The organism is Streptomyces sp. G-G2, from assembly GCF_030063135.1.
Classification (GTDB): domain Bacteria; phylum Actinomycetota; class Actinomycetes; order Streptomycetales; family Streptomycetaceae; genus Streptomyces.
Genome location: NZ_JASISO010000013.1, coordinates 143,477 through 163,921, shown reverse-complemented (window position 1 = coordinate 163,921; position 20,445 = coordinate 143,477). Strand labels below are relative to the sequence as shown.

18 protein-coding genes are annotated in these 20,445 nt (G+C 70.6%); 8 read left to right on the top strand and 10 right to left on the bottom strand.

The window, feature by feature from the left end; genetic code table 11:
* Positions 1 to 126: 126 nt before the first annotated feature.
* From QMF80_RS13660 to QMF80_RS13650, 3 genes are all read right to left on the bottom strand, one after another.
* Positions 127 to 1,584: a catalase gene (locus QMF80_RS13660; protein WP_283452919.1), complete on the bottom strand. Its 1,458-nt coding sequence runs from the start codon at positions 1,582 to 1,584 to the stop codon at positions 127 to 129.
* Between the two features lie 233 nt (positions 1,585 to 1,817).
* Entirely contained in the window at positions 1,818 to 2,717 is a 900-nt protein-coding gene (locus tag QMF80_RS13655; protein WP_283452899.1) for a 2-hydroxy-3-oxopropionate reductase, read from the bottom strand.
* Between the two features lie 74 nt (positions 2,718 to 2,791).
* A complete protein-coding gene (locus QMF80_RS13650; protein ID WP_283452897.1) occupies positions 2,792 to 3,625 on the bottom strand; it encodes a TIM barrel protein in 834 nt (277 codons plus the stop codon).
* Between the two features lie 179 nt (positions 3,626 to 3,804).
* On the opposite strand from QMF80_RS13650, the gene QMF80_RS13645 reads away from it, so the two are divergent.
* The 7 genes from QMF80_RS13645 to QMF80_RS13615 all read left to right on the top strand — a co-directional run bounded on the left by QMF80_RS13645 (position 3,805) and on the right by QMF80_RS13615 (position 9,810).
* Positions 3,805 to 4,056, top strand: coding sequence for a YkoF family thiamine-binding protein (locus QMF80_RS13645; RefSeq protein ID WP_283452895.1), 252 nt, complete (start codon positions 3,805 to 3,807; stop codon positions 4,054 to 4,056).
* Positions 4,053 to 4,436: a helix-turn-helix domain-containing protein gene (locus QMF80_RS13640; RefSeq protein WP_283452893.1), complete on the top strand. Its 384-nt coding sequence runs from the start codon at positions 4,053 to 4,055 to the stop codon at positions 4,434 to 4,436. Before QMF80_RS13645 ends, QMF80_RS13640 begins: the two co-directional genes overlap by 4 nt.
* A 151-nt stretch (positions 4,437 to 4,587) precedes the next feature.
* Complete coding sequence (uraD, locus tag QMF80_RS13635) at positions 4,588 to 5,100, top strand: 2-oxo-4-hydroxy-4-carboxy-5-ureidoimidazoline decarboxylase (RefSeq protein ID WP_283452891.1); 513 nt, start codon at positions 4,588 to 4,590, stop codon at positions 5,098 to 5,100.
* Positions 5,097 to 5,501 (top strand): hydroxyisourate hydrolase, encoded by a 405-nt coding sequence (gene uraH / locus QMF80_RS13630; protein WP_283452889.1) that lies wholly within the window; start codon positions 5,097 to 5,099, stop codon positions 5,499 to 5,501. Before uraD ends, uraH begins: the two co-directional genes overlap by 4 nt.
* A 5-nt stretch (positions 5,502 to 5,506) precedes the next feature.
* Positions 5,507 to 6,430 (top strand): factor-independent urate hydroxylase, encoded by a 924-nt coding sequence (gene pucL, locus QMF80_RS13625; RefSeq protein WP_283452887.1) that lies wholly within the window; start codon positions 5,507 to 5,509, stop codon positions 6,428 to 6,430.
* A gap of 189 nt (positions 6,431 to 6,619) precedes the next feature.
* On the top strand, positions 6,620 to 8,023 hold the full coding sequence (locus QMF80_RS13620) for an 8-oxoguanine deaminase (protein WP_283452885.1): 1,404 nt from the start codon (positions 6,620 to 6,622) through the stop codon (positions 8,021 to 8,023).
* Positions 8,024 to 8,418: 395 nt separating this feature from the next.
* Positions 8,419 to 9,810: a nucleobase:cation symporter-2 family protein gene (locus tag QMF80_RS13615; RefSeq protein ID WP_283452883.1), complete on the top strand. Its 1,392-nt coding sequence runs from the start codon at positions 8,419 to 8,421 to the stop codon at positions 9,808 to 9,810.
* A 102-nt stretch (positions 9,811 to 9,912) separates the two neighbouring features.
* On the opposite strand, the gene QMF80_RS13610 is transcribed toward QMF80_RS13615, so the two are convergent.
* From QMF80_RS13610 to QMF80_RS13590, 5 genes are all read right to left on the bottom strand, one after another.
* A complete protein-coding gene (locus QMF80_RS13610) occupies positions 9,913 to 11,553 on the bottom strand; it encodes an alpha/beta fold hydrolase (RefSeq protein ID WP_502962834.1) in 1,641 nt (546 codons plus the stop codon).
* Between the two features lie 133 nt (positions 11,554 to 11,686).
* Positions 11,687 to 12,304: a 3'-5' exoribonuclease domain-containing protein gene (locus QMF80_RS13605; protein WP_283452880.1), complete on the bottom strand. Its 618-nt coding sequence runs from the start codon at positions 12,302 to 12,304 to the stop codon at positions 11,687 to 11,689.
* A 71-nt stretch (positions 12,305 to 12,375) separates the two neighbouring features.
* Positions 12,376 to 13,566, bottom strand: coding sequence for an SGNH/GDSL hydrolase family protein (locus QMF80_RS13600; RefSeq protein WP_349372203.1), 1,191 nt, complete (start codon positions 13,564 to 13,566; stop codon positions 12,376 to 12,378).
* Positions 13,567 to 13,965: 399 nt separating this feature from the next.
* Positions 13,966 to 15,585, bottom strand: coding sequence for a malate synthase A (aceB, locus tag QMF80_RS13595; protein ID WP_283452878.1), 1,620 nt, complete (start codon positions 15,583 to 15,585; stop codon positions 13,966 to 13,968).
* Between the two features lie 283 nt (positions 15,586 to 15,868).
* On the bottom strand, positions 15,869 to 16,531 hold the full coding sequence (locus tag QMF80_RS13590) for a nucleotidyltransferase family protein (RefSeq protein ID WP_283452876.1): 663 nt from the start codon (positions 16,529 to 16,531) through the stop codon (positions 15,869 to 15,871).
* A gap of 242 nt (positions 16,532 to 16,773) precedes the next feature.
* On the opposite strand from QMF80_RS13590, the gene yczR reads away from it, so the two are divergent.
* Positions 16,774 to 18,261 (top strand): MocR-like transcription factor YczR, encoded by a 1,488-nt coding sequence (gene yczR / locus QMF80_RS13585; RefSeq protein ID WP_283452873.1) that lies wholly within the window; start codon positions 16,774 to 16,776, stop codon positions 18,259 to 18,261.
* 115 nt (positions 18,262 to 18,376) lie between these two features.
* Here yczR and QMF80_RS13580 read toward each other — a convergent pair whose 3' ends face one another.
* Positions 18,377 to 19,006, bottom strand: a complete 630-nt coding sequence (locus QMF80_RS13580) for a response regulator (RefSeq protein WP_283452872.1) — start codon at positions 19,004 to 19,006, stop codon at positions 18,377 to 18,379.
* Positions 19,006 to 20,340 (bottom strand): sensor histidine kinase, encoded by a 1,335-nt coding sequence (locus tag QMF80_RS13575; protein WP_283452871.1) that lies wholly within the window; start codon positions 20,338 to 20,340, stop codon positions 19,006 to 19,008. The genes QMF80_RS13580 and QMF80_RS13575 overlap by 1 nt, the downstream gene beginning before the upstream one ends.
* Positions 20,341 to 20,445 lie beyond the last annotated feature (105 nt).

The window sequence follows — 20,445 nt, the reverse complement described above, 5'->3', positions numbered from 1 at the left end:
GTTCACCACCTCCGACCTGGACGATCTGCTGGCCAGACTCGACCGACACTCTCTCGACCGACAGGAAGAATCCTCCACCGCACCGACTGCTTGATCAACCCCCGAAGGACTTCGCGCGTCGACCACTTAGCCTTCGCGCAGGGCGCGAACGGCCTCCTCGACGCGCTTGCCGTAGTCGGCGTCGGCGGCGTGGAAGTGAGCCAGGTTCTTCTCGATGACGTCCTCGAGGGTGACCTGCGAGAGGCCACCGGCGATGTTCGCCACCAGACGCAGCTTGGCGTCCTCGGACATCAGGCGGTAGAGCTCACCGGCCTGGAAGAAGTCGTCGTCCTTGGTGTGGGCCGGGGCCTCGTGCGTGCCCGTGTAGCCACTGACCGCGAGCGGGGCGCCGAGCGCCAGACCCGTCTCGGCCGGACCCTGGTGCGAGTTGGGCTCGTAGTTCTTGTCGTGGCGCGAACCGTTGCGCAGCGCCATGACACCGTCGCGCCCGTAGTTCTCGGCCTTCGACGCCTTCGGGGCGTTGACCGGCAGCAGGGTGTGGTTCACACCGAGGCGGTAGCGCTGGGCGTCGGCGTACGCGAAGAGACGACCCTGGAGCATCTTGTCCGGCGAGGCGGTGATGCCCGGGACGAAGTTGTTCGGGGAGAACGCCGCCTGCTCGACCTCGGCGAAGACGTTGTCCGGGTTGCGGTCGAGGACCAGACGGCCCACGCGCTGCAGCGGGTAGTCGCTGTGCGGCCACACCTTGGTGAGGTCGAACGGGTTGAAGCGGTAGTCCGCGGCCTCGGCGGCGGGCATGACCTGGACGTAGAGGGTCCAGCTCGGGTTCACGCCGCGCTCGATGGCCTGGAGCAGGTCGGTCTGGTGCGAGTTCGCGTCGGAACCGGCCAGCTCGGCGCCCTGCTCGGCGGAGAGGCAGCGGATGCCCTGGTTCGTCTTGAAGTGGTACTTGACGAAGAAGGCCTCGCCCTGGGCGTTGGTCCACTGGTACGTGTGGGAGCCGTAGCCGTTCATGTGACGGTACGACGCCGGGATACCGCGGTCACCCATCAGCCAGGTGATCTGGTGCGTCGCCTCGGGGGCGTGCGCCCAGAAGTCCCAGACGTTGTCCGGCTCCTGCTTGCCCGTGAAGGGGTCGCGCTTCTGGGAGTGGATGAAGTCGGGGAACTTGATCGGGTCCTTGATGAAGAACACCGGGGTGTTGTTACCGACGAGGTCGTAGTTGCCCTCTTCGGTGTAGAACTTCAGCGCGAAACCGCGGGGGTCACGCACGGCGTCGGCGCCACCGAGCGAGTCGGCGACGGTGGAGAACCGCAGGAAGGTCTTGGTCTTCTTGCCGACCGTGTTCAGGAACGCGGCGCTGGTGTACGCGGTGACGTCGTCCGTCACCTCGAAGTGGCCGTAGGCGGCCGAACCGCGGGCGTGCACCACGCGCTCCGGGATGCGCTCGCGGTTGAAGCGGGCGAGCTTCTCCAGGAGCTGCTGGTCCTGGACCAGCAGGGGGCCACCGACGCCGGCGGTAGCGGAGTTCTGGTTGTCGGCGACCGGGGCGCCAGACTCGGTCGTCAGCGTGCGCTTCGACATGGTGACCTTCCGTACGGAAAACTGCTGACGGAAATCGTCTTCCGTCATGCGGAACAGCCTAAATTCGGCGTGATCGTGGCGTCAACAGTTTGTTGAAAAGAAAGATTGAGGAGAGGTGATCCGGACGGTGCCGGCGCTTGGGCGCGACAGGACAGGTGTCAGCACCGGCACCATCCGGAAACTCAGGTCCCCGCGAGCGGGGAGGAGCGCGGCCCGGAGAGCGGGCCGCGGGCTCAGATCTGGGCGCCGGAGAGGCGCTCGACCGCGCGCAGCAGCGCGGAGTGGTCCAGGGCGCCGTCACCCTGGGCGCGCAGCGAGGCGACCAGCTGGGCGACGACCGCGCCGACCGGGAGGGCCGCACCGACGTTGCGGGCGGCGTCGGTGACGATGCCCATGTCCTTGTGGTGCAGGTCGATCCGGAAACCGGGCTTGAAGTCGCGGTTCAGGAAGTTGTCCTTCTTGCGGGTCAGGACCGTGGAACCGGCCAGACCACCGTTGAGGACGTCCAGGGCGGCCTGGAGGTTCACGCCGGACTTCTCCAGGAAGACGACGGCCTCGGCGCACGCCTGGATGTTCACCGCGACGATGAGCTGGTTCGCGGCCTTGACCGTCTGGCCGGAGCCGTGCGGGCCGCAGAGCACGATGGTCTTGCCGAGGGCCTCGAGGATCGGGAGCGCCTCGTCGAAGTCGGCCTGCTCGCCGCCGACCATGATCGACAGTACGGCCTCGATGGCACCGGCCTCGCCGCCGGAGACGGGCGCGTCGATGACGCGAATGCCCTTCTCGGCGGCGTTCTTCGCCAGGTCGATCGAGGTCTGCGGGGTGATCGAGGACATGTCCACGATCAGCGCGCCGGACTTGGCGTTCTCGAGGATGCCGTTCTCGCCGTAGGAGATGGCCTCGACCTGCGGGGAGGCGGGCACCATCGTGATGATGACGTCGGCGTCCTTGACGGCCTCGGCGATCGAGCCGGCCACGCCGCCGCCGGCGGCGGCCAGGCGGTCCAGCTTGTCCTGCTCCAGCGTGAAGCCGGTGACCGAGTAGCCGGCCTTCAGGAGGTTCTCGGCCATGGGGGAGCCCATGATGCCGAGACCGATCCAGGCGATCGACGGACGCGCGGTGGGGTTGCTCATGATGAGGGTCCTTCTCTTAATGCTTTGTACGAAAAGTGTGTGGCGTGCCTGGCTGATCGCCCGGACTTTGTCCGCTACTTCGCGGCGCGGGCCTCGGTGGCGAGCCACTCGAAGGACGCGGCGGCGTCGGCGGCCTTGTACTCGAGGCCTACGTAGCCCTCGTATCCGGCCTTCTTCAGCTGGTCCAGCAGCTCCTCGAGAGGCAGCTCGCCGGTGCCGGGGGCACCGCGTCCCGGCTTGTCCGCGATCTGGACGTGGCCGGTCTTGGCGGCGTACTTTTCGATGACCTCGGAGAGGTCCTCATCGTTCATCGCCAGGTGGTACAGGTCGAGCAGGAACTTGGCGTTGCCGAGGCCGGTGGCCTCGTTCACCTTGTCCACGACCTCGATGCCGGCCGGGGCGCTCACCAGCGGGTAGAGCGGCGACTCGGGCTTGTTCAGGGTCTCGATCAGGAGGATCGCCCCGACCCGGTCTGCGGCTTGCGCCGCCACGACCAGGTTCTTCAGGGCCAGCTCGTCCTGGACGGCCGGGTCCACACCCTCGACGCGGTTGCCGTAGAGGGCGTTCAGGGCCTTGCAGCCGACCGAGGCGGCGAAGTCCGCGGCCACGTCGATGTTGGCGTTGAAGCGGTCCGACTCCTCGCCGGGCACGGATACCGCGCCGCGGTCCGGCCCCGGCAGCTGGCCGGCGTAGAAGTTCAGGCCCACCAGCTGGGTGCCGGCGTCCTCAAGAGCCTTCTTGAGGACGCCGAGCTCCGACTGGGCGGGGGTGGGGGTTTCGATCCAGGGCCACCACAGCTCGACCGCCGTGAAGCCCGCCGCGGCGGCAGCCGCGGGACGCTCCAGAAGCGGGAGTTCCGTGAAGAGGATCGAGAGGTTCACATCGAAGCGCTGGTCCGTGTATCCCATGAGGGGTGTGCGCTCCTTCCGTATCGCGGAAGTTGTTTTCTGCTTGATGGAAGACTGCATCGAGGTTCGCGTGGCTGTCAAGTACGGACCGCCGAAAAGTCATGCCCGCCCGCCACCCGGCCGCCGCCCCTCGAGGGAGCGCTTCGCACCACCCCCCTCGCTTGGGTAGGTTGACCGTTGTGCGATTGAGAGTGGAGTTCACGACCGAGCCCTTCGACCTCGAAGAGGCCCCCGCCCATGCCCTGGCCGCCCGCGAGGTCATCCAGAGGGCGCGACTGGACGCGGTGGACGTCGGCCCGTTCGGCAACACGGCCGAGGGTGAGACCGCGGACGTGCTGGACGCGGTGGCCGCGCTGCTGCGCGACGCGCTGGGCGCCGGGGCGACCCGGGTGTCCCTCCAGGTGAACGTGATCGAGGAGGGCACCCCGTGACCGAGCCCCTCGATCACCCCTTCGTCACCGCGGTCAAGCCTCTGGTGGACGCGATGGGCGGCGAGCTGATGGACCCTGCCCTGGCCCAGCCCGACGACGTCGTGCTCGCCTGGGAGGGGCAGGACCTGCTCGCCGTACGGCTTCCGCAGCTGTCCGACTCGCTGGACCGCATCCTGGCCGCCCTGGAGCGTCGCCACGGCGTACCTTTGGCCCAGCTGGACCGGAAGTCCAAGCAGGACGTCGTACGGATACTGGAGGCGCGGGGCGCCTTCTCCGTGCGGCACGGTGTGGAGACGGTCGCGGGCGCCCTGGGCGTAAGCCGCTTCACCGTCTACAACTACTTGAACAGGGAAAACCCCAATAAGCGGAGCCCGGAGTGAACGCCGTCTGACCCACGGTGACGAGCCGCCGCCCAATTCATCCGGGCGGCGGCTTTTGTGTACGGGAAGTTTCAACAAAGTGTTGACGCCGTGTTGTCGAGGGCGTTAGCTATGCCCAGCCCGTTAAGCAACAAGGCCACGGAGGCCTACCGTGACTTCGAGTCCGACCCCGGGTCTCACCCGGATCAACACCTTGGACGACAGCGCGGCCACGGCTGAGCTGCACGAGGTGTGCGCCAGTTCGGCATGGGGGAGCAAGCTGCTCGCCCAGCGCCCCTTCATCAGCGTCGACGCCCTCTTCTCGGCCAACGAGTCCGCCATGGCGGAACTGACCGCCGAGGACCTGGGCGAGGCGATGGGGGGCCACGCGCCGATCGGCCGGCCGAAGCCTGGTGACCCGACCTCCGCCCGCGAACAGCGGGGGATGGCCGGCGCTTCCGAAGAGCTGAAGTCCGAGCTGCTCGAACTGAACCTGGCGTACCAGGAGAAGTTCGGTCACGTCTTCCTCATCTGTGCCACCGGTGCGACCGGTGCGTTCATGCGGGACGCGGTCAAGAGCCGGATCGGGAACTCGCCGGAGCAGGAGCGAGAGATCGCCCGCGGTGAGCTCGTGAAGATCAACCGGATTCGCCTGACCCGACTCGTCGAGGAAGAGAGCGCATGAGCACCGACACCACCGCTTCCGTGTCCACGCACATCCTGGACACGAGCATCGGCCGCCCCGCCGGAGGCGTGGCCATCTCCCTGTCGGCCCGTACGGGCCTCGACGGCGAGTGGTCCGCCCTGGGTGGCTCCGCCACCGACGCGGACGGCCGCTGCAAGGACCTGCCGGCCCTGCCGGAAGGCACCACCCACGTACGGCTCGACTTCGAGACCGAGACGTACTTCTTGAACAAGCACAGTCCTAAGAAGCAAGCCGAGGCGCAGCAGGACGCCCCCCGCGTAAGGGACAGCGGTGCGTTCTTCCCCGAGGTGACCATTACCTTCTCGGTCAACCCGGGCGAGCATTACCACGTACCGCTGCTGCTCAACCCGTTCGGCTACTCCGTTTACCGAGGGAGCTAGCAGACATGCCCACGATTCTCGGCCAGAACCAGTACGGCAAAGCAGAGAACCGCGTAGTCAAGATCACGCGGGACGGCGACACCCATCACATCAAGGACCTGAACGTCTCGGTCGCCCTCTCGGGCGACATGGACGACGTCCACTACTCCGGCTCGAACGCGAACGTCCTTCCGACGGACACCACCAAGAACACGGTGTACGCGTTCGCCAAGGAGTACGGCATCGAGTCCGCCGAGCAGTTCGGCATCCACCTGGCGCGCTGGTTCGTCAACAGCCAGGAGCCGATCCAGAAGGCCCGGATCCGGATCGAGGAGTACTCCTGGAGCCGGATCGCCACCTCGGACGCCAACTCGAAGTTCATCGGCTCCGACGAGGTGAACCACTCCTTCGTCCGCGAGGGCATGGAGACCCGGGTCACCCAGATCACGTACGACGGTCAGAACTGGGAGGTCATCTCGGGCCTCAAGGACCTGGTCGTCATGAACTCCACGAACTCCGAGTTCTGGGGTTACGTGAAGGACAAGTACACGACGCTCAAGGAAGCCTACGACCGCATCCTGGCCACCCAGGTGTCGGCCCGCTGGCGCTTCAACTGGTCGGACGACGAGCAGCGGATGCCCAACTGGGAGAAGTCCTACGCCGAGACCCGCAAGCACATGCTGCAGGCCTTCGCGGAGACCTACTCCCTCTCGCTGCAGCAGACCCTGTACCAGATGGGTTCGCGCATCATCAACCACCGTTCGGAGATCGACGAGGTCCGCTTCTCGCTCCCGAACAAGCACCACTTCCTCGTCGACCTGGAGCCCTTCGGCCTCAAGAACGACAACGAGGTCTACTTCGCCGCGGACCGGCCGTACGGTCTGATCGAGGCAACGGTTCTCCGGGACGGCGTCGACGCCCGTATCCCCGTGGACATGACCAACCTCTGACGCGGCACGCGTGTCCCGGGGCTCCGCAGTGGCCCCGGGACGGCGCGACACTCTTCAGCTTCCTGAATCGGCACCCGGACGCACCACACGGGGCGGCAGTACTGTCAGCTGTCAAGGCCCCCGGCTCCGGCACTCAAAACCCTGGGCTTTGCCGTGCCCGTACCGCCACTGAAAGCACGAGGAAGTCCCATGGCAGCATCGGCAGCCATTGACGGCGCGGTAGAGCGCATCGTCATCGAGAACTGTGCGATTGCGACCGTCGACGCGAAGGACACCGAGTACGCCTCGGGACACGTCGTCGTCGCCGGCAACAAGATCGAGTCCATCGGCGCGGGCAAGGCCCCCGAGAACCTCGAGAACGTCGTCCGCCGCATCGACGGCACCGGACACCTCGTGACCCCCGGTCTGGTCAACACGCACCACCACTTCTACCAGTGGATCACGCGTGGTCTGGCCACCGACCACAACCTCTTCAACTGGCTCGTCGCGCTGTACCCGACCTGGGCGCGCATCGACGAGCAGATGACGTACACGGCCGCCCAGGGCTCCCTGGCGATGATGGCCAAGGGTGGTGTGACCACCGCGATGGACCACCACTACGTCTTCCCCAAGGGCTCCGGCGACCTCTCCGGCTCGATCATCCGTGCCGCGTCCGAGATGGGTGTCCGCTTCACCCTGGCCCGTGGCTCGATGGACCGCAGCGAGAAGGACGGCGGCCTGCCGCCGGACCACGCGGTCGAGACCCTCGAAGGCGCGCTCGCCGACACCGAGGCGACCGTGAAGAGGTACCACGACTACTCCTTCGACGCGATGACCCAGGTCGCCGTCGCCCCGTGCTCCCCCTTCTCGGTCTCCACCGAGCTGCTGAAGCAGGGCGCCGAGCTGGCCCGCCGCCTGGGTGTGCGGATGCACACGCACGGCTCGGAGACCGTCGAGGAAGAGCAGTTCTGCAAGGAGCTGTTCGGCATGGGCCCGACCGACTACTTCGAGTCGACCGGCTGGCTCGGCGAGGACGTGTGGATGGCGCACAGCGTCCACATGAACGACTCCGACATCGCCGCGTTCGCCCGTACCAAGACCGGTGTGGCGCACTGCCCGTCCTCCAACGCGCGGCTGGCCGCGGGCATCGCCCGGGTCCCGGACATGCTGGCCGCCGGTGTCCCGGTCGGCCTCGGCGTGGACGGCACCGCCTCCAACGAGTCCGGTGAGCTGCACACCGAGCTGCGCAACGCGCTGCTCATCAACCGCCTGAACCCGGTCCACCGCGAGCGCGCCCTCAACGCGCGCCAGGCCCTGCGCCTCGGTACGTACGGTGGCGCCCAGGTACTCGGCCGCGCCGACAACATCGGTTCGCTGGAGGTCGGCAAGTGCGCCGACCTGGTGATGTGGAACCTGAGCACCCTCGCGCACTCGTCCATCGCCGACCCGGTCACCGCCCTGGTGTTCGGTGCCGCCGCCCCGGTGACCCTGTCGCTGGTCAACGGCAAGCAGATCGTCGAGAACAACCGACTCCTCTTCGCCGACGAGGACGCCATCGCGGTGTCCACCCGGGAAGAGGCCCAGCGCCTCGCGCGGATCTCCGCGCAGGCCTGACCCAAGGAGTCCGGTCGGGGGGGACGGCCCCCGTCCGGTCGCCGCGGACCCGAGCGGGGTCCGCGGCAGCCGGTCCCGGGTGGTGCCGGAGCATTCCACGGCGCCCCCGGGGACGGTGACTCGTGACACTTGCTCAGCAGTACGTGCCCCGCAGCACCTGCTCCGCAGTACGTGCCCCGCGCCACTGCCACGGCACCTCCAGCCCTCGTGCGGTCCTGCCTGGCGAAACGACTCGGGCGAATCGTTTCCTCTCACGGCCTCCCCCGCATCCCCCCACACACACCCGCACCCCCCACCACTGAACACAGCTTCACAAGGCTCGACTCGCACAGCTTTCGCACCACCTCCAAGACACCCACGTCACTGCCGACGTGTTTAACCGACCGGAGGAAGCCGTGGCCGCAACGCCCAGGTTTCGCAAAGACGCAGTCGCAGTACCGGAGGAGAAGCACCCGGTCGACGAGACCCTGCCTCCGCTGAAAATGTTCACGAGCGGTCTTCAGCACGTGGCCGCCATGTACGCCGGTGTAGTAGCCCCACCCATGATCGTCGGGCCCGCCGTCGGTCTTTCCCCGACCGAGACCGCCTTCCTGATGGGCGCCTCGCTCTTCACCGCAGGACTCGCCACCCTCCTCCAGACCCTCGGAGTCTGGAAGATCGGCGCCAAGCTCCCCTTCGTCAACGGCGTCTCGTTCGCCGGTGTGACCCCGATGATCGCCATCGGCAAGGGCGAGGGCGCCGATGCCATCCCCATCATCTTCGGCGCCATCATGGTCGCCGGACTCGTGGGCTTCTTCGCGGCCCCCTACTTCGGCAAGCTCGTCCGGTTCTTCCCGCCGGTCGTCACCGGTACGGTGATCACCCTCATCGGGATCTCGCTGCTCCCGGTGGCCTTCAACTGGTCGCAGGGCGGCAACCGCACCGCCACCGACTACGGCTCGATGAAGAACATCGGGATGGCGGCCGTCACCCTGGTCATCGTCCTGGTGATGCGCAAGTTCCTGCGCGGCTTCCTCCAGCAGATCGCCATCCTGCTCGGTCTGGTGGCGGGCACGCTGATCGCGATCCCGCTGAACATGACCAACTTCGACCCCATCAAGCACGCGGACCTGGTCGGCTTCCCGACCCCGTTCCACTTCGGGGCCCCGCAGTTCCAGGTCGCCGCCATCATCTCCATGTGCATCGTCATGCTGGTCTGCATGACCGAGTCCACCGCCGACATCCTGGCCCTGGGCAAGATAGTCGGCCGTCCGGCGGACGCGAGGACCATCGAGGGCGGGCTGCGCGCCGACACCCTCGGCAGCGCCATCAGCCCGCTGTTCAACGGGTTCATGTGCAGCGCCTTCGCACAGAACATCGGTCTGGTCGCCATGACCAAGGTACGCAGCAGGTTCGTGGTCGCGGCCGGTGGCGGCATCCTGATCCTGCTGGGGCTGTGCCCGATGGCGGCGTCCGTCATCGCCCTGGTCCCGCTGCCGGTCCTCGGCGGCGCGGGCATCGTCCTCTTCGGCTCGGTCGCGGCCAGCGGCATCCAGACCCTGGCGGGCGCGGCCATGGAGAAGGGCGAGAACGCCCTGATCGTCGCCGCCTCCATCGGGATCGGTCTGATCCCGATCGCGGCGCCGGGCTTCTACCACGCCTTCCCGAAGGACCTGTTGGTGGTCCTCGACTCCGGCATCAGCACGGGCTGCGTGGTGGCCATCGTGCTGAACCTGGCCTTCAACCACCTGGGCAACCGGAAGGACGCGGCGACCGCCGCGGTCCCCGAGGCGGTCCCGGTGCACTGAGGCACCGTTCGGCGGCGCGCACGCCACCCACTGCGGGTGTGGCGTGCGCGCCGCCGAACGCGGGCTTCTCCGCAACGTGCTCGGCGCCGCCGCCGGGACGCGCTATCCGGGCTGCTTGACGCAGGTGCGGTCCTTCGTCGGCAGGGCGCCGGTGGCGAGGTACCCGTTGACCGCGTCGTCCACGCACGTGCTGCCGTAGCGCCCGAAGAGACCGTGCCGGTTGGCGCCCTCAAGGGTGACCAGCCGCGAACCCGGCAGTTGGCGGTGCAGCTCGACGCTGCTCTTGTACGTGGTGCGGGGATCGCCGTCGGCGGCCACGATCAGCGCCCGGGCACCCCTCGTGATCCGCGTGGGTTCCTCGCGCGGCCGGTCCCAGAAGGCGCACGGGCCGATGGTGTCGGTCAGCGGTCCGAACAGCGGGTGCGCGGCCCGGCCTCGCTCGATGTCCCGCCAGTAGACCTCGGGGTCGTGCGGCGCGGCCGCGTCCCCGCACAGGATCGCGAACTGGGCGCCCGTGGGCTCGGATCCGCCGTGCAGCAAGTACCGCAGCGTCGCGGCGAACCTCGGCGACAGCGTGGTCGGCGCGCCCTGCGCCGCCCTGTTCAGTACGGAGACCTGCTCACCGAGGTCCGCCCGCGTCGGGTCGCCGTCGTCGGCGAGGGCCGAGAAGAGGAGGGTCGGCACCTGGGTGTCGTCGATCCGGAAGGAGTCGGGGGCGGCGCCGATGGTCAACGGGCCGCGCGCGGACGCCGCGTAGACGCGGTCGACGGTGGCGAGCACCTCGGCTCCGGTACGCCCGAGCCCGTAGGTGTCGTGGCGCCCGGCCGCCCAGGCGGCCCAGTCGGAGAGCGCCTTCTCGCTCTCGCGCTCGGAGCCCTTCAGCAGCCGGGGCCGGTAGTCGCCCGGGGCCATCGCCCCGTCGAGCACCATCCGGTCGTAGCGGCCGGGGAACATCTGGGTGTAGACCGTGCCCAGGTAGGTGCCGTAGGAGTAGCCGAGGTAGGAGATCTCGCGCTCGCCGAGCGCGCCCCGGATGACGTCCATGTCGCGGGCCGTGTTGCGGGTGCTGACGTACGGGAGGACCGAGGCGTCGGCGGCCCGGCACTGGTCGGCCAGGCCCTTCTGGAAGGTGACCTGACGGTCGAAGCCCGCCCGCCCGGCCCCGGCCGAGAACCAGGCCATCGGGACGGGCCAGCCGCAGTCGAGGGGGGTGCTGCGGCCGACGAAGCGCGGGTCGAAGCCGATGATGTCGAAGCGGGCGCCGACCTCCTTCATCGAGGCCCTGGCCGTCGGCGGGGAGGCGACCGCGGGGCCGCCGGGCCCGCCGTTGTTGAGCAGGATCGCACCGATGCGGTGGCGGGTGTCGGTGGCCTTCAGGCGGGAGAGCGCCACCGTGATCGTGCGCCCCCGGGGAGCGCTGTAGTCCAGCGGTACGGTCAGGTCCGCGCACCGCACAGCGGCCCGGTCCAGATCGCGGCCCGCCGTGTCGCCGGGTCCCTCGACGCAGCTGCCCCAGCGCAGCCGCTGCCGGTAGTACCGGTCGAGCCCGGCTCCCGGGCCGTTGCTCACGGAGGACCCGGCGGGCGCGGCCGCGGCCCGGGCGGGGGAGGTGGTGAGGCAGGCGGCGAGCGCGGCGGTGAGGGCGAGGCCCAGGGCGCTGGCGCGGCGCGCGGCGGGGCGGAGGGTGCTCACGGGGTCTCCTGGGGCTGGGGCGTACGGGTGGCGGCCTCGGTGCGGCCGCATGCCCCGAGGCTAGGGAGCCGCACCGGTACGGCACATCGCCCACGGGCCCGAGGACCCCGGTCCCGGACGCCCCTTCCGTGCGGGAGCCGCGGCCCGGTCCGGCCTCCTCCTCGGGAGGGAGGGGCCGCACCCGTCAAGGGCGGCTGGGGTCCTGGGCGGGGTTCCAGAGCATCAGGTTGCTCATCAGCTCGGCCTGCTCGATCGCGTCGTCGAGGGCGTGGTGCGTGTGCCGCCGCGCCGGGAGCAGCTCGGGCGCCATCGTGCGCTTGGCGACCGAACGCAGCGGCACGCGCGCCTTCGTGGCGTACAGCGTCTTCATGTCCAGGCAGCCGGAGTGCCCGAAGGGGCTCTCGCCGCCGAACCGCATCAGGTACCAGTACAGGAACGTCCAGTCGTACGACGCCGGGTAGCCGCACATCACGGCCCGGGCCCCCGCGCAGACCTCACGCACCCAGGAGCGGAACTCGTCCATGGCCAGGGCCGGTTCGCAGCCCTCCCGGACCAGCCGGGCGCGGTCGAGTCCGCTGACGGCCAGCGCCTGCGGCACGAACTCCGCGCTGATCGGCCGTAGTTGGCGGTAGAAGGTGTGCTGCTCCGGGTCGGCGGCGGTGTACGCCGCGCCGTCCTGGCGCCCCGCGACGGCGGCCCCGAAGCTGATCATCGAGTACGGGCCGGGGATCGGCCCGTCGGCCTCGATGTCGACGGAGAGGTAGAGACTGGGGCGCGCGGGACGCGCGGTACGTGCTGCCATGCCCGGAGCATGGCAGCCGTACCGCGCGCGATCACCCGATTTTTGTCCACCGGGCACGATCCGCTACGGCACTAGTTGGCCGGGGCCAGGTACATCCCGCTCTGGTCGCTCCCGGCCGTGTTGCGGCAGCCGAAGCCGCCGGTCGCGGGCTGGGCGTAGATCAGCGAGAGGCAGCGCCCGACGGCCAGCTGGCCGAAGTAGTTCGGGTGCATGTCCTCCTGGATCGGTCCCTGCGTCTGGCTGCTGTCGATCCACCGCGCCCACTCGCTCGTCTTGGCCGAGGCGGGGGCCGCCGTGGTGACCTGCTTGCTCGCCTTCGCGCAGACCTCCCGGCCCTGCATCATGTCCCGCAGGTCCAGGAACTGCGCGCCCTTGGCACTCGCCACGGCCTTCAGCCGGTCCGCGATCTGCGGTACGAGCGAATCGCGCGCCCAGTCGGAGTCCTTGTTCCAGAACGGGCAGCCGCCGGTGTTCAGGCGGCTCCAGTCGCTCTGCGTGTAACGGTTCTCAGCGCCGCGCGGGATCGGCGACGGGTAGGACTGCAGCACGATCCGGTACGCGGAGTCGGCGTAACCGGCGCCGCGCATCACCGCGCGGATCTCGTCGACCGACGTGCCGACCTTCGCCATCACCCCGTCCATCTTCTGGGTGACCACCGCCTGCTGGTCGTCGTAGCAGTAGGAGCCCCAGAGCACGAAGTCGTACGCGCACTCCTGGATGATGTCGGCGAAGCCGAGGTCGTTGCCGCCCACGGACAGTGCGATGACCTTGACGTTGTTCGTGGCGGCCACCCCGGCGAGCTGATCGGCCTGCGGGGCCTCGCCCTTGAAGGCCACGCCGCCGTTGGACGCGCGGAACACGTTGTCGGTGACGGCCCCGGAGCAGGCCAGGTTGACCGCCACGTCGGCGATCGGCCCGGCGCTGCGCACCTCGGCGGAGTCCGAGCGGTCGCACCCGTTCGCGGTGGCGCCGTACACCTTCGACGGGTCGTAGCTGCTGCCGCTGACCCAGGCCCGGTCGGTGCCCGTACGGCTGCCGCTGTTGGTCAGGCTGTTGCCCTTCCAGCGTCCGCCCTCGCCCGAGATGTAGCTGTCGCCCATGGAGACGACGGCGGTGGGCCCGTTCCCCGGACTGGCGGCCGAGGTCCCGGCCCCGCCCGCCAGGAGCGCGCTGACGGCGAGCGGGACGACCATCCCGGCCCCGGCGAGCCGTCGCACACGGCTGCCGGCCCGGTTCTTGCTGACGTTGCGGAATCCGATCACTGCGGAACTCCTGCGGTCGGCCACGCCGGAGTCGGGAACAACTCCGGTGTATGGCTGTGTAAGTGGGGGTACCGCCGGCCGGTGGCAACCGGAAAGGTGACACGCCGCACGTTGTTACCGCTAGGTAGCCGCAGATTACGATGATGTAACGCCCGACCGTCCGTTCGGTCAGCGGACGCGCCGGCGCCCCCGGAGTCTCGGGCTCCGGGGGCGCCGGGGGCGAACTGCCCCACAAGAACTATGCGTTCGCGAAGGTCATCGCCGAGGCGGCCGGCACGTGCGGCCCGGCCCCGGTCCCGGCGGCACTGTTCGCGAGAACGACTGCGCCCCCGGCGCCAAGGGGCGTCGGGGGCGCAGTCGTTGATCCGGCCGCTGTGCGATTCAGCCGAAGCGGGGGTGTCAGCCGATGAGCTGGTCGTACGCGGGGAGAGTGAGGAAGTCCGCGTAGTCCGCGTCGAGGGAGACCTGGAGCAGGAGGTCGTGGGCCTGCTGCCACTTGCCGTTCGCGAAGGCCTCCTCGCCGACCTCGGCGCGGATCGCGGAGAGTTCGGCGGCGGCGATCTCGCGGGCCAGGTCCGCGGTGGCCAGGGTGCCGTTCTCGAAGACGACACCCGCGTTGATCCACTGCCAGATCTGCGAGCGCGAGATCTCGGCGGTGGCCGCGTCCTCCATCAGGCCGAAGATGCCGACCGCGCCCAGGCCGCGCAGCCAGGCCTCGATGTAGCGGATGCCGACCTGGACGGCGTTGCGCAGGCCGTCGTAGGTCGGGCGCGCGTCCAGGGAGTCGATCGCGATCAGATCGCCGGGGGCGACCGCGACGTCCTCGCGCAGGCGGTGCTTCTGGTTCGGCTGCGCGCCGAGCACGGCGTCGAAGGAGGCCATGGCGATCGGGACCAGGTCGGGGTGGGCGACCCAGGAGCCGTCGAAGCCGTCGCCCGCCTCGCGGTCCTTGTCGGCCTTGACCTTCTCGAAGGCGACCTTGTTGATCTCGGCGTCCTTGCGGGACGGGATGAAGGCCGCCATGCCGCCGATGGCGTGCGCGCCGCGCTTGTGGCAGGTGCGGACCAGCAGCTCGGTGTACGCCCGCATGAACGGGGCGGTCATCGTCACCGCGTTGCGGTCCGGCAGGACGAACTTCTCGCCGCCGTCGCGGAAGTTCTTCACGATCGAGAAGAGGTAGTCCCAGCGGCCCGCGTTCAGGCCCGCCGCGTGGTCGCGCAGCTCGTAGAGGATCTCCTCCATCTCGTACGCGGCGGTGATGGTCTCGATCAGGACGGTCGCGCGGACGGTGCCCTGCGGGATGCCGACGTAGTCCTGCGCGAAGACGAAGATCTCGTTCCAGAGGCGCGCCTCCAGGTGGGACTCGGTCTTCGGCAGGTAGAAGTAGGGGCCCTTGCCGAGGTCGATCAGGCGCTGCGCGTTGTGGAAGAAGTAGAGGCCGAAGTCCACGAGGGCGCCGGGGACCGGGACGCCGTCGATCTGGAGGTGGCGCTCGTTGAGGTGCCAGCCGCGGGGGCGCATCACGACGGTCGCGAGCTGGTCGGCGGGCTTGAGGGCGTACGACTTGCCCGTGCGCGCGTCGGTGAAGTCGATCCGGCGCTCGTAGGCGTCGATCAGGTTGAGCTGGCCGGTGACGACGTTCTCCCAGGTGGGAGCAGAGGCGTCCTCGAAGTCCGCGAGCCAGACCCTGGCGCCCGAGTTCAGGGCGTTGATGGTCATCTTCCGGTCCGTGGGACCGGTGATCTCCACGCGGCGGTCGTTGAGCGCGGCCGGGGCCGGCGCGACCTTCCAGTCGCCCTCACGGATCTGTGCGGTATCCGGGAGGAAGTCGAGGCTGGAGGTGCGGGCGATCTCGGCGCGCCGCTCGGCGCGGCGGGCGAGCAGCTCGTCGCGGCGCGGGGTGAACCGCCGGTGCAACTCGGCCACGAAGGCGAGGGCCGCTTCGGTGAGGACTTCGTCCTGCCGGGGCAGGGGCTCGGCGTCGACGATGGCCAGCGGGGACGGCGCTGGTGCGGACATATCTGTCACTCCTTCAGCGGCGGTGCCTGGCGGCCGCGGGGGAATGCTCGCGCGTGCGGCACGCAGTGCCGCTGACTGGTGAGAGTTCCGGGAAACGGTCGCGGGCGCCGTCTGTGGTTCAGGGCGCTTCTGACCAGTGGATAGTAATTTCCTCATGGTGGAAGTTCAATGGTTTGTTGATGTCGAGATTCTCCGGTTCGACAGATTCCGCCTTCCAGTGGCCCTGAGTGCCACGCCGGTCACGCACCGGTCACACCCCGTTCGGCCCGGGCCCCACCAGGGCTCAGGCCAGACGTGCCAGGTCCGCGGGCGTGTCGATGTCGAAGGCCTCCGCTACGTCCGCGCACTCCACGAGAACGAGTTCGTCGGCGTGTCGCGAAAGGTGCACCCGCGCTCCCTTGTCGCCCGTCGCCGTCGCCGCGATGTCCGCCCACCGGTCCGCCCCGAAGAGCACCGGGTGGCCGCGCTCGCCCGCGTAGGCCGCCGCGACCAGACTCGTGGGGGAGCGGTACGCCTCCCGCACCCGCGCCACCGCCCGCGCGCCGATGCCCGGCTGGTCCACCAGGCAGACCAGGGCCGCGTGGGCTCCCGTACCGGCCAACGAGGCCAGTCCGGCGCGCAGCGACGAGCCCATGCCCTCGGCCCAGTCGGGGTTGTCGGTCACCACGCAGCCCGTGAGGTCGGCCCGCTCGCGCACCTCGGCCGCCGAGGCGCCCAGCACCACGTGCACCGGGTCGCAGCCCGCCTCGCGCAGCACCCGTACGGCGTTCTCGACGAGCGGTCGGCCCCGGTAGGGCAGCAGGGCCTTGGGGCGCCCGCCGAGCCGCCGGCCGCCGCCCGCCGCGAGCAGCAGACCCGCGATCACCGGGCCTGGCGCCGCGTCCGGGGCGGCGTCGGGGACGAGGGCGTGATCGGGGACTGCCGGGAGGGCCGAGGAGTCTGACATGCCTGCGATTCTCCCTCGCGGCCCCGGCGGACCGACCGCAGGAGGGCCCGTACGGAGGCCAGGGCCGCCCCGAGCCGCACCGGGGCCGAGATCCGGTTCTCGGTGGCCAGGAGCAGCGCGCGTTCGTCACGGTCGGTCAAGTCGGTGGGCATTTTCGGTACGTCCTTGCCAATCGGGGTCCAATACCGCGAGTCTGGACCCTGGATTGGCCTGGCTGGCAGAGCCAATCGGGGGAGGTTGGCATGGCGAACGAGCGAGTGGTCCAGACGGCGGACAGGACCATCGGCAGCCGCCAGCTCGCGGCGCTGCTCCCCGCCGAGGTGCTGGCCCGCCCCGGCTACCGCTCGCTGGCCGACGCCGTCCGCACCCTGATCCTCGACGGCCGGATAGCCCTGCACGTGCGCCTGCCCGCCGAACGCGAACTCGCCGAGGCCGTCGGCGCCAGCCGGGCCACCGTCTCCAGCGCCTACGACCTGCTGCGCGAGAGCGGGTACGTCCGCAGCCGCCGCGGCTCCGGCACCTGGACCGAACTCCCCGACGGCCACGCCCCGGTCGGCGCCCACGCCCTCCTCGGCGCGGGCGGCTACAACGCCGACGGCGACCCCGGCATCGACCTCGCCATCGCCGCCATGGGCGCCCCCGGCGACAGCCTCACCGAGGCCCTGGCCTGGGCCGCGACCCGGCTGCCCGCCGTGTCCCGCACCCCCGGCTACCACCCCTTCGGCCTGCCCGACCTGCGCACGGCCGTCGCCGATCGATTCACCCGGCGCGGCCTGCCCACCCGGCCCGAACAGATCCTGATCACCTCGGGCGCCCAGCAGGCCTTCGCGCTCGTCGTCAGCCTGCTCTGCCGGGCCGGAGACCGGGTGGTCACCGAGAACCCGACCTACGCCAACGCCCTCGACGCGCTGCGCCACGCCCGGCTGCGCACCGCCTCCATAGCCGTCTCCGACGCGGGCTGGGACATGGAGATCGCCGAATCCACCCTGCGCCAGACCGTGCCGCGACTGGCGTACGTCATCCCCGACTTCCAGAACCCCACCGGCGCCCTCATGCCCCCCGAGCAGCGACTGCGGCTGCTGGCCGCCACCCGCCGCACCGGCACCTGGCTGGTCGTCGACGAGACCATCGCCGACATCGCCCTCGACGTGCCCGCGCCGCCGCCGCTCGCCTCCCTCGCCCCGCGCGGGGGCGCGGACCACGTGGTCACCATCGGCTCGCTCAGCAAGACCCACTGGGGCGGGCTCCGGGTCGGCTGGATCCGCGCCACCGCCAAGATGATCGCCGAGCTGACGGCCGTACGCGTCACCACCGACATGACCGGTTCGGTCCTCGACCAGCTCGTCGCGCTGCCCCTGCTCGACAACATGGAACGGTCGCTGCCCGAGCGGCTCGCCCACCTGCGCGTCCAGCGGTCCGCGCTGGTCGACTCGCTCCAGCGGCACACCCCGGAATGGAGCTGGCGGCTGCCGCCCGGCGGGCTCTCGCTCTGGGTGGACCTCGGCGAACCCGTCAGCTCGGCCCTCGCCGAACGGGCCCGGGCGGGTGGGGTCCACATCGGCCGCGGCGCCCGCTTCGGCGTGGACCCGGGGACCTTCGAGCACCGCCTGCGGATCCCGTACTCGCTGCCCGCGGACCTGCTGGACGAAGGCGTACGCCGCCTCGCCGCGGCCTTCCACGAGGGCGTCCCCCTGGCGCCCGCGGTGGAGCGCCCGCACTGGGTGGCCTGAGCCGCCCCCTCGGGCCCCGGCCCGCGGGGGCGGGCGGCGCACGTACGCGTTCGACGCCGGGCGGAACATCAGCGCCACCGCGGGCCAGGGTGATCCGGGCCGCCCCGTCCCGCCCTCAGGGGGTGCGGATCAGGCGGCGTGCGCCCGCCGCCGCCACGGCGGACGTACGCGAATCCACGCCGAGCTTCGCGTAGATGTGGACCAGGTGGGACTTCACGGTCGCCTGGCTCAGGAACAGCTTCTTGGAGATCTGCTGGTTCGACAGGCCGTCGGCGACCAGCTGGAGCACCTCCAGCTCCCGCTTGGTCAGGGCCTCGGCCGGTGTGCGCATGCGGTCCATCAGGCGCAGCGCCACCGCCGGGGCGAGCGCCGACTGGCCCGCCGCGGCCGTCCGCACCGCCGAGGCGAGTTCCTCCGGCGGGGCGTCCTTGAGGAGGTAGCCGGAGGCACCCGCCTCGACCGCGGCCAGGATGTCCGCGTCCGTGTCGTACGTCGTCAGGACCAGCACCCGGGGCGCGCCCGGGCGGGCCGTGATCAGGGCCGTGGCCTCGGAGCCGTGCATCCCGGCGCCGAACTGGAGGTCCATCAGCACCACGTCCACCGGCTCCGAGGCGGCCAGCTCCACGGCCCGCTCGGCGGTCGCCGCCTCGGCGACCACCGCGAAACCGGGCTCGGTGTGCAGCACCGCGCGCAGCCCGGCCCGGACCACCGGGTGGTCGTCGGCGAGCAGCAGCCGGATGGTCATCAGGGGGCCTCCACGGGCAGGGGCAGGGTGACGGCCACGGCGGTGCCCTGGCCGGGCGCGGACTCCACGGTGAAGATGCCGCCCAGGGTCTCGGCGCGCGAACGCATCGCCGGGAGCCCGAAGCCGCCCCCACCGTCGCCGTCCGCGGACCGGGCCGCCGCGGGGTCGAAGCCCGCGCCGTCGTCCACGACGTCCAGGGTGACCGAGGTGTCCATGAAGGTCAGGGTCAGCTCGGCGCGTCCGGCGCCCGCGTGCCGGACCACATTGGCCAGCGCCGACTGGGCGATGCGCAGCAGGGCCACCTCGTACGGGGTCGGCAGCACGGCCGGGATCCCGCTCAGCGAGAACCGCGCCCGGACCCCGGGCGCCCCCACGCACAGCCGCTCCAGCGCGGCGGCCAGCGAGCCGTGCTCCAGATCGGGCGGGCTCAGCGCCCGGACGAACCGGCGGGCCTCGGCGAGATTGTCCTGCGCGGCCTCCCGGGCCCGTGCGATGTGCCCCAGCGCCGCCGCCCGCCCCTCCTCGGAACCGCCTCCGCAAGGCCCCCCGGAAGGCCCCCCGGACACTGCCGGGGGCGGCCCGGGGGGCGAAGCCCGCCCGGGGTCCGGGGCCGGACCGGGGCCCGTGGGCGGCCCCTCCCCGAGGGAGCGCTCCGCCGCGCGGAGCAGCAGCTGGATGGAGGAGAGGCCCTGGGCCAGCGTGTCGTGGATCTCCCGGGCGAGGCGCTCCCGCTCGGCCAGGATCCCCGCGCCCCGCTCGGCGGCGGCCAGCTCGGCGCGGGTGGTGATCAGCTCCTCGATCAGCTCCCGGCGGCGCTCGCTCTCCCGGTACAGCGCCTCGTAGCCCAGTACGGTCGCCACCGCCACGGCGCCGCCCAGCAGCGGCCCGAGGAAGGCGCCCGGGGACACCACGGGGCTGTGCGCCAGGAACCCCCCGATCGCCGCGCACGCGGTCACCGCGACCGCCGCCACGCCCCAGCGCAGCCGGAGCAGGTGCAGTTCGAGGAAGTACAGCGGGAAGGCGATCCACAGCCCGTCGGGGGAGACCACGAGCAGCCCGGCCCAGACGGCGCCGAGCGCGGCCAGCCAGAGCGCCCCGGCGAGGGGCGAACGGTGGACGATGGGCGCCCGTACCCCGGCGGCGTACACGACGGCGAGCACCGCGCAGGCGGCGATCACCCACGCCGCCCGGGGCGCGGAACCGGTCACGGCCCGCCCGGCGGCGAGGGCGAGCAGCCCGAACAGCAGGGCGTGCAGGCACAGCCGCAGCACCCGGGAGACGGGCGTCAGCGCGCGGGCGGCTCCGGCGGGGCGGATGAGCGGGCTGGTTTCCATGGCCTGACCAGCGTAAGTCGCCCCTGCCCGGCCCCGGTCAACCAAAAGTTTGATGTCGGTGTGCGCCCTTCGATACGAGGATCGCTACCGAGGCGCGATGCCGTG

What these genes read in the sequence shown, in the direction of transcription:
- QMF80_RS13605 (WP_283452880.1), bottom strand. Translation starts at nt 12,304, where the DNA reads ATGGCAGCACGTACCGCGCGTCCCGCGCGCCCCAGTCTCTACCTCTCC.
- pucL (WP_283452887.1), top strand. Translation starts at nt 5,507, where the DNA reads ATGCCCACGATTCTCGGCCAGAACCAGTACGGCAAAGCAGAGAACCGC.
- QMF80_RS13650 (WP_283452897.1), bottom strand. Translation starts at nt 3,625, where the DNA reads ATGGGATACACGGACCAGCGCTTCGATGTGAACCTCTCGATCCTCTTC.
- QMF80_RS13660 (WP_283452919.1), bottom strand. Translation starts at nt 1,584, where the DNA reads ATGTCGAAGCGCACGCTGACGACCGAGTCTGGCGCCCCGGTCGCCGAC.
- QMF80_RS13575 (WP_283452871.1), bottom strand. Translation starts at nt 20,340, where the DNA reads ATGGAAACCAGCCCGCTCATCCGCCCCGCCGGAGCCGCCCGCGCGCTG.
- aceB (WP_283452878.1), bottom strand. Translation starts at nt 15,585, where the DNA reads ATGTCCGCACCAGCGCCGTCCCCGCTGGCCATCGTCGACGCCGAGCCC.
- QMF80_RS13620 (WP_283452885.1), top strand. Translation starts at nt 6,620, where the DNA reads ATGGCAGCATCGGCAGCCATTGACGGCGCGGTAGAGCGCATCGTCATC.
- QMF80_RS13655 (WP_283452899.1), bottom strand. Translation starts at nt 2,717, where the DNA reads ATGAGCAACCCCACCGCGCGTCCGTCGATCGCCTGGATCGGTCTCGGC.
- uraH (WP_283452889.1), top strand. Translation starts at nt 5,097, where the DNA reads ATGAGCACCGACACCACCGCTTCCGTGTCCACGCACATCCTGGACACG.
- QMF80_RS13580 (WP_283452872.1), bottom strand. Translation starts at nt 19,006, where the DNA reads ATGACCATCCGGCTGCTGCTCGCCGACGACCACCCGGTGGTCCGGGCC.
- QMF80_RS13590 (WP_283452876.1), bottom strand. Translation starts at nt 16,531, where the DNA reads ATGTCAGACTCCTCGGCCCTCCCGGCAGTCCCCGATCACGCCCTCGTC.
- yczR (WP_283452873.1), top strand. Translation starts at nt 16,774, where the DNA reads ATGGCGAACGAGCGAGTGGTCCAGACGGCGGACAGGACCATCGGCAGC.
- QMF80_RS13610 (WP_502962834.1), bottom strand. Translation starts at nt 11,553, where the DNA reads ATGCGGCCGCACCGAGGCCGCCACCCGTACGCCCCAGCCCCAGGAGAC.